General features: G+C 71.3%; 12 protein-coding genes. 7 read left to right on the plus strand and 5 right to left on the minus strand.

Annotated elements, in window-relative coordinates:
* The 3 genes from ABT116_RS33340 to ABT116_RS33350 all read right to left on the minus strand — a co-directional run.
* Window positions 1-143 (minus strand): LacI family DNA-binding transcriptional regulator (locus ABT116_RS33340; RefSeq protein ID WP_351641422.1); only part of this gene is annotated, 143 nt, incomplete at its 3' end.
* Window positions 144-285: 142 nt separating this feature from the next.
* Window positions 286-1,554, minus strand: coding sequence for an MFS transporter (locus tag ABT116_RS33345; protein WP_351641424.1), 1,269 nt, complete (start codon window positions 1,552-1,554; stop codon window positions 286-288).
* A gap of 96 nt (window positions 1,555-1,650) precedes the next feature.
* On the minus strand, window positions 1,651-2,082 hold the full coding sequence (locus ABT116_RS33350) for a helix-turn-helix domain-containing protein (protein WP_351641403.1): 432 nt from the start codon (window positions 2,080-2,082) through the stop codon (window positions 1,651-1,653).
* Window positions 2,083-2,174: 92 nt separating this feature from the next.
* On the opposite strand from ABT116_RS33350, the gene ABT116_RS33355 reads away from it, so the two are divergent.
* From ABT116_RS33355 to ABT116_RS33365, 3 genes are read left to right on the plus strand one after another with little or no spacing between them, the layout of a single operon-like run.
* Window positions 2,175-3,026, plus strand: a complete 852-nt coding sequence (locus ABT116_RS33355) for a class I SAM-dependent methyltransferase (RefSeq protein ID WP_351641405.1) — start codon at window positions 2,175-2,177, stop codon at window positions 3,024-3,026.
* Between the two features lie 51 nt (window positions 3,027-3,077).
* Complete coding sequence (locus ABT116_RS33360; RefSeq protein ID WP_351641407.1) at window positions 3,078-3,788, plus strand: ThuA domain-containing protein; 711 nt, start codon at window positions 3,078-3,080, stop codon at window positions 3,786-3,788.
* Entirely contained in the window at window positions 3,758-4,867 is a 1,110-nt protein-coding gene (locus ABT116_RS33365; protein ID WP_351641409.1) for a Gfo/Idh/MocA family protein, read from the plus strand. Before ABT116_RS33360 ends, ABT116_RS33365 begins: the two co-directional genes overlap by 31 nt.
* A 2-nt stretch (window positions 4,868-4,869) precedes the next feature.
* Here the strand turns inward: ABT116_RS33365 and ABT116_RS33370 are convergent, their stop codons facing one another.
* On the minus strand, window positions 4,870-6,348 hold the full coding sequence (locus ABT116_RS33370; protein WP_351641411.1) for a glutamate-cysteine ligase family protein: 1,479 nt from the start codon (window positions 6,346-6,348) through the stop codon (window positions 4,870-4,872).
* A 141-nt stretch (window positions 6,349-6,489) separates the two neighbouring features.
* Between ABT116_RS33370 and ABT116_RS33375 the strand changes: the two genes are divergently transcribed.
* The 3 genes from ABT116_RS33375 to ABT116_RS33385 all read left to right on the plus strand — a co-directional run bounded on the left by ABT116_RS33375 (window position 6,490) and on the right by ABT116_RS33385 (window position 9,444).
* Window positions 6,490-7,671, plus strand: coding sequence for an MFS transporter (locus ABT116_RS33375; RefSeq protein WP_351641413.1), 1,182 nt, complete (start codon window positions 6,490-6,492; stop codon window positions 7,669-7,671).
* 100 nt (window positions 7,672-7,771) lie between these two features.
* Complete coding sequence (locus ABT116_RS33380) at window positions 7,772-8,650, plus strand: SDR family oxidoreductase (protein ID WP_351641415.1); 879 nt, start codon at window positions 7,772-7,774, stop codon at window positions 8,648-8,650.
* A 65-nt stretch (window positions 8,651-8,715) separates the two neighbouring features.
* Complete coding sequence (locus ABT116_RS33385; protein ID WP_351641417.1) at window positions 8,716-9,444, plus strand: maleylpyruvate isomerase family mycothiol-dependent enzyme; 729 nt, start codon at window positions 8,716-8,718, stop codon at window positions 9,442-9,444.
* A 57-nt stretch (window positions 9,445-9,501) separates the two neighbouring features.
* Here the strand turns inward: ABT116_RS33385 and ABT116_RS33390 are convergent, their stop codons facing one another.
* Window positions 9,502-9,897: a MarR family winged helix-turn-helix transcriptional regulator gene (locus ABT116_RS33390; protein WP_351641419.1), complete on the minus strand. Its 396-nt coding sequence runs from the start codon at window positions 9,895-9,897 to the stop codon at window positions 9,502-9,504.
* An 87-nt stretch (window positions 9,898-9,984) separates the two neighbouring features.
* On the opposite strand from ABT116_RS33390, the gene ABT116_RS33395 reads away from it, so the two are divergent.
* Window positions 9,985-11,478: an MFS transporter gene (locus ABT116_RS33395; protein WP_351641421.1), complete on the plus strand. Its 1,494-nt coding sequence runs from the start codon at window positions 9,985-9,987 to the stop codon at window positions 11,476-11,478.
* Window positions 11,479-11,552 lie beyond the last annotated feature (74 nt).

Here is an 11,552-nt window from a genome sequence, read left to right on the forward strand (position 1 = left end):
CGATCGGGATCAACCTCCATGCGTTGGTTGTGCGCGGTGACCCGCTCGGGCCGGTTGAGCACGTTCGACACCGTGGACACCGAGACACCGGCGGCGGCGGCGACGTCCTGGATGCGGGCGGGGCGTGCCGGAACGGCGTCCACCCCCTCGCTGTTGCGGCGCGCGACCAGGCACGACGATGGCCTACATGGGCGCCGCAAGTATAACGTCACCGGCTGTGGAACGTTTTTCCCGCCGGGTGTCGGTGAACAAGGGGGAACAGGGCGCCGTTGGGCCGCTCTTGTGTCACGACTGCACCGTGCCGGCCGCCGCACCGCTGGGCGCCGTCGCCGAGCCGTTCCCGAAGCGGATCCCCTTGGCCTCCTTGCCGAGCGCGCTCAGCAGGATCACCACGGCCAGGGTGGGCACGATGGTCCACGCCATCGCCGAGGGGTACCCGTGGCGCTCGGCGATGGCCTCCTGGATGGGCAGGTTGAGCGCGGCGATGAGGTTGCCGAGCTGGTAGGTGACGCCCGGGTAGAAGCCCCTCACGGCGTCCGGGCTCATCTCGGTCAGATGCGCCGGGATGACGCCCCACGCGCCCTGCACGCACACCTGCATCAGGAAGGACGACAGCATCAGCCATCCGACGGTGGTGGACAGCACGAAGAACGGCACCACCACCAGTCCCCCGGCCGCCGCGATCATGATGGTCCGGCGGCGGCCCAGCCGCTCGGAGTACGCACCGAGCAGCACCCCGCCGATCATGGCGCCGATGTTGTAGACCACCGCGATCGCGATCGACGTGTTCGCCGACAGGTCGAGGCCCTTCTTGACGAAGGTCGGGTAGATGTCCTGGGTGCCGTGCGACATCCAGTTGAAGGCGGTCATCAGCGCGACCAGGTAGAAGAAGCGCCGCAGCACCGCCGGGTTCCTGAACACCTGGTGCGCGGGAGTTCGGTTGAGCCGGACGCTCTTCTCCCACACCTCGCTCTCCTCCACCCTGCTGCGCACCCACAGCGCGACCAGGGCGGGCAGCAGGCTGAAGGCGAACAGGCCGCGCCAGCCGAAGGCGGGCTCGATGACGAAGAACGCCACGGCGGCCAGGAGGTATCCCAGCGAGTAGCCGCTCTGCAGCAGACCCGACCAGAATCCACGCCGTTCGGTGGGGATCTTCTCCATGGCCAGGGCCGCGCCCAGGCCCCATTCGCCGCCCATGCCGATGCCGTAGAGCAGGCGCAGCACCAGCAGGACGGTGTAGTTGGGCGCGAAGGCGCAGGCGAAGCCGACGATCGAGTAGAAGACGACGTCGACCATGAGGGGGACGCGGCGCCCCCGGCGGTCCGCCCACATGCCGAAGAGCAGCGCGCCGACGGGCCGCATCACCAGAGTGGCGGTGGTGAGGAAGGCCATGTCGGTGAGGGAGACATGGAAGTCGTCGGCTATCTCGCTGTAGACGAGCACGACCAGGAAGTAGTCGAACGCGTCCATCGCCCAGCCGAGATAGGCGGCGACGAAGGCGTTGCGCTGGTCCTTGGTCAGACCCGCTGCCTGGCCCTTCACGGTCTTCAGCACGGCGGCCTCCCGGAGTTCGCAGCCGAGGCTAGGCACGCGGCGACGGGAATCGGGCAAAGGAGGACCCAGTTTTGGACCAAGAGCGCCGGTGGCCGGTCAACGGCGTTCGGGGGGCCGCCTTTCCGGCGCCGCGACACCGCCGGACGCCGCCGCGTCGATCAGACCGCGGAAGGTGGGGCATTCCAGGTGGCTGGGCGCGGGGCACGCGGCGGCATGCCGCAGGGAGTCGCGCAGGGCGCCCAGTTCGCGGATCTTCTGGTCCAGTTCCTCCGCTTTGGCCGCCAGCACGCGCCGGTCGATCCGCGGCCGACCGTCCGGCGCGAACATCCGCGCGATCTCGTCGAGCGAGAACCCGGCCGTCCGCCCCAGCGCGATCAGCGCCAGCCGCTCCAGCACCCCGCTGTCGTACTGGCGCCGCAGGCCGAGCCGGCCGGTCGGGGCGATCAGCCCCTTCTCCTCGTAGAACCGCAGCGTCGAGGCGGGAACTCCGGCGCGGTGCGCCACTTCTGCTATGTCCAGGTCTGTCATTGTCTTGACCTCAAGTCGACTTGAAGTAGAACGCTGTCATCCCGTCCCGGCGAGGGCAAGCGGGACGAAGGCGAGCAGAGGGAGACACGACGATGAATGCCGCAAGCAGGTCCTACGACGAGCAGGCCGCCCGCTGGAACGGGCCCGCCGGCCACGCCTGGGTGGACCTCCAGGAGGTGCTGAACGGAATGTTCAGGCCCATCGAGGAGCTGCTCGTCGACGCCGTGGCCGCCGAACACGCGGCGAGCGTGCTCGACGTCGGCTGCGGCACCGGCGCCCTCACCCGGGCCGTCGCACGCCGGGCCGGTCACTGCGTCGGGGTCGACATCTCCGGCCCGATGATCGAGGCGGCCCGGGCGCACGCCGAACGCGAGGGCGTACCGGCGTCCTTCGTCCAGGCCGACGCGCAGGAGTACGCGTTCGAGCCGGCCGCCTTCGACGCGGTCGTCTCGCGCTTCGGCGTCATGTTCTTCAGTGACCCCGTGCGGGCCTTCGCCAATCTCCGGAGCACGGCGCGGGACGGGGCCGGGCTGCGGTGCGTGGTGTGGCGGGGCGCCGAGGAGAACCCGTTCATGACCACGGCGGAACGCGCCGCCGCCCCGTTCCTGCCGGAGCTTCCCGAGCGCCGGCCGGACGAGCCGGGCCAGTTCGCGTTCGCGGACCCGGAGCGGGTCCACCGCCTGCTGGCGGGAAGCGGCTGGGCCGGGATCGACATCCAGCCGGTCGACGTGGTGTGCACCCTGCCCGAGAAGGACCTCGTCACCTACTTCACCCGGCTCGGCCCCCTCGGCACGGTCCTGCCCGAGGCCGACGAGCGGACCCGGGCGGAGATCGTCGAGGTGGTCCGTCCCGCCTTCGAACCCTTCGTGCAGGGCCCGGACGTCCGCTACACCGCAGCCTGCTGGATGGTGTCGGCGCGGGCCGCCGGCGCGAAACTTTCGTGAGGTCCGGCCCCCTTTTCCGAACGAGGGCCACCGGCGCATAGTGAGATCACGATGACGCAGAAGAGAGCGCTGGTGGTCCGAGGCGGCTGGGAAGGTCATCAGCCGGTCGAGGCCACGGAACTGTTCCTGCCCTTCCTCCGGAGCAACGGATACACCGTCCGGGTCGAGGAGTCGACCGGGATCTACGCGGACGGCGCCGAGATGGCCGCCACCGATCTCGTCGTGCAGTGCGTGACAATGTCGGAGATCACGCGCGAGGAGCTGGCCGGCCTGAGCTCCGCTGTGGTGGCGGGCACGGGCTTCACCGGCTGGCACGGCGGCATCGCCGACTCGTTCCGCGCCTCCTCGGACTATCTGCACCTGGTGGGCGGCCAGTTCGCCACCCACCCCGGCAAGGAACCGTGCGAGCGGCGGGGTGAGGCGGCGGACAACTTCCTGCCCCACACCATCACCCTCACCGAGGCCGGCCGCGCACACCCGATCACCACCGGCATCGAGGACTTCACGCTGGACACCGAGCAGTACTGGGTGCTCCACGACGACCTCATCGACGTCCTGGCCACCACCACGCATCCCACCCGGCCGTGGCAGCCCTGGCACCGGCCGGTCACCTCCCCGGCGGTATGGACCCGCCGGTGGGGTGCCGGGCGGATCGTGGTGACGACACCGGGGCACAGCGTCGACGTGCTGGAGAATCCCGACGTCCGCACCATCGTCGAGAGGGGCATGCAGTGGGCGACGCGCACCGCGTCGGGGTCGTAGGGCTCGGCGTCATCTCCCGCGCGTACCTGGACACGCTCGCCGGCCATCCCGCGGTGCGGGTCACCGCGGTCGCCGACCTCGACGCCTCCCGGTCGGCCGCGGCCGCCGCCGAACTGCCCGGCGCCCGGGCCCTGACGGTCGAGGAGCTGCTGAGCAGCTCGGACGTGGACACGGTGCTGAACCTGACGACACCGGCGGCGCACGCCGGGATAGCCCTCGGGGCGATCCGGCACGGCAAGCACGTCTACGGGGAGAAGCCGCTGGCAGCGACCCTGGAGGACGCCCGGGCCGTCCTGGAAGCCGCCATGAAGGCGGGCAGCGGTGTGGGCTGCGCCCCGGACACCGTGCTGGGCACGGGAGTTCAGACCGCGCGGGCAGCCGTGGAGGCGGGGACCATCGGACGCCCCCAGTTCGCTTCGGCCGTGATGGTGACCCCGGGCCATGAACGCTGGCACCCGAACCCGGACTTCTACTACACGGCGGGCGGTGGCCCGCTGCTGGACATGGGACCGTACTACCTCTCGTCCCTGGTCCATCTGCTGGGGCCGGTGCGTGCCGTGACCGGGGCGGCCGGACGGCTGCGGGCCGAGCGCGTCATCGGATCCGGTCCACGCGCCGGCGAGCGCATACCGGTCGAGGTGGACAGCCATGTCTCCGGAGTGCTGGAGCACGTGGACGGGACGCTGACGACGCTCACGACGAGCTTCGACGGCGTGGCCACCACGGCCGCGCCGATCGAGGTCCACGGCGAGAGCGGCACCCTCTCGGTCCCCGACCCGAACCGCTTCGACGGCGAGGTACGTCTCCACGCGCTCGGCGACGCCCGCTGGCGCCCCCTTCCGACGTCAGCGGGTTACGCGGACGGCGCCCGCGGTGTCGGCCTGCTCGACTTCCTCACCGCCGACGGTGAGCGGCCGCCGCGCGCGAACGGCGAACTCGCCCTGCACGTGCTGGAGATGATGACGGCGCTGCTGCGTTCGGCGGCCGAGGGGCGCCGGATCGAGCTGACGACGTCGGCGAAGGTGCCCGCGGCCGTGCCCCTGACGCCTGCGGCGCAGTGGCACGGCCGGCGGGAGTGACGTCAGTCCACGGGCCACGTGTGCGCGGGGGCGTTCATGTGCATGTAGTCCATGTACGTCCTGGTCATCTGCCGCAGCGCCTCCCGCCGGTCGGAGATGCCGGCCTTCTCCAGGTGGTGCACCGTCTCCGCCTGCCACAGGGCGCCGTTGCGGCCGGTGATGCAGCGCTGCTCGATGATGCCCAGCAGGGGCTCCCGCCAGGCGGCGTCCATGCCGGTCAGCTCCAGGCCCCGGTGCGCCAGGGGCAGCAGACGCCGCAACACCAGTTCCGTGACCGGCACTTCGCCCACGCCGGGCCAGTACAGCCGGGCGTCGATGCCGTCGCGGGCCGCGGTGTGGAGGTTCTCCTCGGCGACCGAGAAGGACATCCGCGACCAGACCGGCCGGTCCTCGTCGACCAGGGCGCGGGTCAGGCCGTAGTAGAAGGCGCCGTTGGCGATGATGTCGGCCACGGTGGGACCGGCGGGCAGGACCCGGTTCTCGATGCGCAGATGGGGGCCGCTCTCGGTGACGGCGTAGATGGGGCGGTTCCAGCGGTAGATCGTGCCGTTGTGCAGGGTCAGTTCGCCCAGCTGGGGAACGCCGCCGCTGTCCAGCTCCTTCTGCGGGTCCTCGTCCTCGCACACCGGCAGCAGGGCGGGGAAGTAGCGCACGTTCTCCTCGAAGAGGTCGAAGACGCTGGTGATCCAGCGCTCCCCGAACCACACCCGGGGACGTACGCCCTGGGCCTTGATCTCCTCGGGGCGGGTGTCGGTGGCCTGCTCGAACAGGGGGATGCGGGTCTCGCGCCACAGCTCCTTGCCGAACAGGAAGGGCGAGTTCGCGGCGAGGGCGATCTGCACGCCCGCGATGGCCTGGGCCGCGTTCCAGTAGTGCGGGAACTCCTTCGGGTCGACCTGGAGATGGAACTGGGTGCTGGTGCAGGCGGCCTCGGGAGTGATGGTGTCGGCGTACGTCGACAGGCGTTCCACTCCGTCGACCTTGATCCGCAGGTCCTCTCCCCGGGCCGCGAAGATCTGCTCGTTGAGGAGGCGGTAGCGGGGGTCGCCGGAGAGCGCGGACTCGCTGACGTCCGACTCTCCCAGGGTCGGCAGGATGCCGACCATGATCAGGTGCGCGCCCACCGCGGCGGCACGGTCCTCGGCGTGGTTGAGGGCATCCCGGATCGCCTGCTCCCAGGAGCCCGGGCCGCCGGCCGTCAGCAGCCGGGGCGGGATGTTGATCTCCAGGTTGAAGCGGCCCAGCTCGCTCGACCAGGCCGGATCGGCGATCGCCTGGAGCACATCGGTGTTGCGCATCGCGGGCAGCCCGGCGTCGTCCACGAGGTTGAGCTCGATCTCCAGCCCGACCTGAGGGCGCTCGCTCTCGAAGCCCGACTCGCTGAGCATCCGGGCGAGCACCTCGAGGTCGGTGTGCATCTTCTCGCGGTACCGACGGCGGTCCTCCCGGGTGAACACCAGGGCCGGCACGTCACGTCCCATGTGCCCTCCTGCGCTCCTTCGGCGGATACGTCCGCACCTCAGCGGATGGGTCTCGTCCCAGAGTCGCACCTTGTCCCCGACACCGCACCCACCTAGCCTGAATTTGTGCCGCAAATAAACAAACCCCGAACGCACAAGGACGTGCCGGGCCACAGCACCTCCCTCACCCGGCTCCGGATCGCCCTCACCGTCTTCTTCGCCCTCGACGGCTTCGTCTTCGCCGGCTGGGTGGTGCGCATCCCCGCCGTCAAGGCGCAGACCGGCGCTTCCGCCACCACCCTCGGCCTGGCCCTCCTGGGCGTCTCCGCGGGGGCGGTCATCACCATGACCCTCACGGGCCGCCTGTGCCGCCGCTTCGGGAACCACCGGGTCACCGTCGTCTGCGCCGTGTTGCTCTCCCTGAGCGTCGCCCTGCCCCCGCTGACCCACTCGGCGCTCGCGCTGGGCCTCGTCCTGCTGCTCTTCGGGGCCGCGTACGGCGGGATAAACGTCGCCTTCAACAGTGCGGCCGTCGAGCTCGTTGCCGCGCTGCGGCGGCCGGTCATGCCGAGCTTCCATGCGGCGTTCAGCCTGGGCGGCATGGTCGGGGCGGGGCTGGGCGGGCTGGTCGCGGGAGTCCTCTCCCCCACGCGGCACCTGCTGCTGCTCACGGTCGTCGGCCTGCTCGTGACCGCCGCGGTGGGCCCCACGCTCCTGCGGCATGAGCCGCCTGCGCCTCCGGAGCGGGACCTGCCCGCCGAAGGCGCCCCGCGCCGCCTGGACCGCCGCACCAGGGGGCTGGTCATCGTCTTCGGCGTGATCGCGGGGTGCACCGCGTACGGCGAGGGGGCGCTGGCCGACTGGGGCGCCCTGCACCTCGAACAGGACCTGCACGCCTCGGCGGGTGCGGCGGCCGCGGGCTACTCCTTTTTCGCTCTCGCCATGACGGTGGGGCGGCTGACCGGCACGACGCTGCTGGAACGCCTGGGGCGGACCCGGACCGTCGTCGCCGGCGGCACCACCGCGGCGGCCGGCATGCTGCTCGGCTCCCTCGCCCCCACCCTCTGGGCGGCCCTCCTCGGATACGCGGTCACGGGCCTCGGCCTCGCGAACCTCTTCCCCGTGGCGGTGGAACGCTCGGGCGCCCTGGCAGGCCCCGGCGGTGTCGCCACGGCCTCGACCCTGGGCTACGGGGGCATGCTCCTCGGCCCGCCCGCGATCGGCTTCATGGCGGACTGGTTCACGCTGCCCGCCGCACTGACCAGCGTGGCGGTGCTGGCGGCGGTGGCGGCGGTCGTGGGGGCGCTGGTCGGGGCGGCCGCCCGGCGCGCGGCCGGGGGCTGAAGGGGAGACGCTGCCAGGGGGAATGCCGGTGATCGTGGGTACCCGTGACGACGCCCGTTGTGATCACCGGGCCGTACGACGTGTACAAGGAGGCAGTCCCGTGACCGAACAGCAGCACCCCGGAGAGCAGCACCCGACGCCGGAGTTTCCCTCTCAGGACCAGCCGCATCCCGGCTGGACGGGGCCGATGGACCCGCCCCCGGACCATGGTGAGGAGTCCTACCGGGGCAGCGGCAGGCTGGAGGGCCGCAAGGCCGTGATCACCGGCGGGGACTCCGGGATCGGCCGTGCGGTCGCCCTGGCGTTCGCCCGCGAGGGTGCCGACGTGCTGTTCACCCATCTGGATGACGAGAAGGACGATGCCGCCGAGACGGCCCGGCTCGTCGAGGAGGCCGGCCGGCGTGCCGTGCCCGTCGTGTGCGACGTACGGGAGGAGGAGAACTGCCGGGCGTTGATCGACCGCGCGGTGGACGAGTTCGGCCGGATCGACGTGCTCGTGAACAACGCGGCGTACCAGATGTCCCAGCCGGACGGCATCGAGGCGATCACCACCGAGCAGTTCGACCGGGTGCTGCGCACCAACCTGTACGGCATGTTCTGGCTGTGCAAGCTGGCCCTGCCGCACATCCCGGAGGGCGGCAGCATCATCAACTCCACGTCCGTGCAGGCGTACAAGCCCAGTCCGCATCTGCTGGACTACGCGACGACGAAGGGCGCGATCGTCACCTTCACACAGGGGCTGGCGCAGATGCTGATCGAGAAGGGCATCCGCGTCAACGCGGTGGCGCCGGGCCCGGTGTGGACGCCGCTGATCCCGGCGACCCTGCCGGACACGCAGACGTTCGGCAAGCAGGCCCCCATCGGACGGCCCGCACAGCCTGCCGAAATGGCTCCGGCGTACGTCTTCCTCGCGTCGCAGGAGGCGTCGTACATCACCGCCGAGATCGTCAACGCCACGGGCGGGACGCCGCTGCCGTAGCCGCCGGAGCCGGCCTCCGGAAATCTCCGGGCTCGGAGAGCGCTTCATGCGGCAGACTCGGCGCCATGGAGACCACCGAGTTCCTTCAAGCACTGGAGACGGAAGGCCGGCTGCTGGCAGCGGCCGCCGAGGAGGCCGGGACCGACGCGAAGGTGCCGACCTGTCCCGAGTGGCAGGTGCGCGACCTGCTGCGGCACACGGGCGCCGTGCACCGCTGGGCCGCAGCCTTCGTCGCCGAGCGGCTCACCGAACGGCGCCCGCTGGTCGAACCCACCGACCTCGACGGTGCGGAGCTCGTGGCCTGGTACCGCGCCGGCCACCGGGATCTCGTCCGCACGCTGGCCGGCGCCTCGCCGGACGTGGAGTGCTTCGCCTTCCTGCCCGCGCCGTCCCCGCTGGCGTTCTGGGCCAGGCGGCAGGCGCACGAGACGGCGGTGCACCGGGTCGACGCCGAGTCCGCGCGCGGCGGTGTCCCGGCCACCGTCACCCCCGAGTTCGCGACCGACGGCATCGACGAACTGCTGCGCGGCTTCCACGCCCGCCCCAGGAGCCGGGTACGCACTCCGCAGCCGCGCGTCCTGCGGATCCGCACGGAGGACACCGGCGCGGTGTGGACGGTACGGCTGTCGCCGGAGCCGCCCGTGACCTCGCGGGACGCGTCCGGGGAGGCCGAGTGCGAACTGTCCGGCCCGGCCGAGCGGTTGTACCTGGCGCTGTGGAACCGGGCTCCCCTGCCGGCCGCAACGGGTGACCAGGCGCTCGCCACCCTGTGGCGGGAGACGTCGGCGATCTGAGCGGACCACCGACGGGCGATCAGCCGTCGGCGATCCGAGCGGGCCACCGACCGGCGATCAGCCGTCGGCGAGCATCCTCGCCAGTACCGCGCGCTGCACGGGAAGCACCTCGCCGTGCAGCGCGCGCCCCTTGGCGGTGAGACACACCTTCACGCCGCGCCGGTCCTCGGAGCACATGCCGCGCTCGACGAGCCCCTCCTTCTCCAGCCGGGCGATCAGCCGCGACAGCGCGCTCTGACTCAGATGGACCCGCTCGGAGATCTCCTGCACGCGGTAGGACGGCGTGCCCTTGGGTGTCCGGCACCCGGCGAGGACGTCGAGCACCTCGAAGTCGCTGGCGCACAGGCCGTGGCCGTGCAGCGCACGGTCGAGTTCGCACTGCGTGCGCGCGTGCAGCGCCAGGATGTCCCGCCACTGTGCGACAAGGGCCTGCTCGGCCTGCTGAGCCGTCATGCGCCGCACCGTAACAGGGAACCGAGATTGTTGCACCTGAATTAAATGCATTTGCATCTCATGCATACGCATGTAGTGTGCTCGGACATGACCACTCCGCTCATCTCCCCCACGTACGAGGGGCGTTGGACGCCACGACTGTGGGGCACCCTGCTCGTGCTCTGCGCCGCGATGTTCCTGGACGCCCTGGACGTGTCCATGGTCGGCGTCGCCCTGCCGTCCATCGGCGCCGACCTCGGCCTGTCGACCTCGGCACTGCAATGGATCGTCAGCGGCTACATTCTGGGCTACGGCGGCCTGCTGCTCCTCGGCGGACGCGCCGCCGACCTGCTGGGGCGGCGACAGGTCTTCCTGGTGGCACTGGGCGTCTTCGCACTCGCCTCACTGCTCGGCGGACTCGTCGACTCGGGGCCGCTGCTCATCGCCAGCCGCTTCATCAAGGGCCTGAGCGCGGCCTTCACGGCCCCCGCCGGCCTGTCGATCATCACCACGACGTTCCCCGAGGGCCCGCTGCGCAACCGCGCCCTCGCCATCTACACCACCTGCGGCGCCACCGGCTATTCGATGGGCCTGGTCTTCTCCGGCCTGCTCACGGAGGCCAGCTGGCGGCTCACGATGCTCCTGCCCGCCCCGATCGCGCTGATCGCCCTGGTCGTGGGCCTGAAGCTGCTTCCGCGCAGTGAGCGCGAACGCGGCCGGGGCGGCTACGACATCCCGGGCGCCGTGCTGGGCACCGCCTCGATGCTGCTGCTCGTCTTCACCGTCGTCGAGGCGCCCGAGGCGGGCTGGGCCTCGGCCCGGACCATCCTGTCCTTCGCCGCCGTGGCCGTACTCCTGGCGGCTTTCATCGCCGTCGAGCGGCGCAGCCCCAGCCCGCTGATCCGGCTCGGCGTGCTGCGCTCGGGGCCTCAAGTGCGTGCCCAGCTGGGCGCGTTGACATTCGTCGGCAGCTACATCGGTTTCCAGTTCCTGGTCACCCTGTACATGCAGCAGCTGCTCGGCTGGTCCGCGCTGCACACGGCTCTGGCCTTCCTGCCGGCGGGCGCGCTGGTGGCGCTGTCCGCGACGAAGGTCGGAGCCGTCATCGACCGCTTCGGCACGGCCCGGCTGATGGTGCTGGGCTTCGCGCTGATGGTCACCGGCTACGTGCTGTTCCTGCGCATCGACCTCGACCCGGTCTACGCCGCGGTGATCCTGCCGACGATGCTGCTGGTCGGCTCCGGCTTCGCGCTGACCTTCCCGTCCCTCAACGTCCAGGCCACCAACGGCGTCGACGAGCACGAGCAGGGCATGGTCTCCGGGCTGCTCAACACCTCGGTCCAGGTCGGTGGCGCGATCTTCCTCGCCGTGGTGACGGCGGTGGTGACCGCGAACTCCCCCGAGGGCGCCCATCCCTCCCCGCAGGCCGTCCTCGACAGTTACCGGCCCGGCCTGCTGGTCGTGACGCTCGTCGCCCTCGCCGGACTGCTGATCACCCTCACGGGTCTGCGCCCCCGCCGGGACCGGCCGTCCACCGGGCCGTCCGTCGTCGTCGCCAGGTCCACCCCCAAGGAGGCGGAGCGCGTCGCCGTGCGCGACTAGCGCAACCGGGGGGGAGCGCCTCCGACCGTGCGCCCGGCGGGCACACGTGCTGCCGGTGCACGCCCTGTCGGTCG

The sequence above is a fragment of the Streptomyces sp. NPDC002130 genome, assembly GCF_040296465.1.
Lineage (GTDB): Bacteria > Actinomycetota > Actinomycetes > Streptomycetales > Streptomycetaceae > Streptomyces.

Coding starts and splice junctions, on each gene's coding strand:
- ABT116_RS33350 (WP_351641403.1), bottom strand. CDS start 2,082: ATGACAGACCTGGACATAGCAGAAGTGGCGCACCGCGCCGGAGTTCCC.
- ABT116_RS33355 (WP_351641405.1), top strand. CDS start 2,175: ATGAATGCCGCAAGCAGGTCCTACGACGAGCAGGCCGCCCGCTGGAAC.
- ABT116_RS33360 (WP_351641407.1), top strand. CDS start 3,078: ATGACGCAGAAGAGAGCGCTGGTGGTCCGAGGCGGCTGGGAAGGTCAT.
- ABT116_RS33370 (WP_351641411.1), bottom strand. CDS start 6,348: ATGGGACGTGACGTGCCGGCCCTGGTGTTCACCCGGGAGGACCGCCGT.
- ABT116_RS33385 (WP_351641417.1), top strand. CDS start 8,716: ATGGAGACCACCGAGTTCCTTCAAGCACTGGAGACGGAAGGCCGGCTG.
- ABT116_RS33390 (WP_351641419.1), bottom strand. CDS start 9,897: ATGACGGCTCAGCAGGCCGAGCAGGCCCTTGTCGCACAGTGGCGGGAC.
- ABT116_RS33395 (WP_351641421.1), top strand. CDS start 9,985: ATGACCACTCCGCTCATCTCCCCCACGTACGAGGGGCGTTGGACGCCA.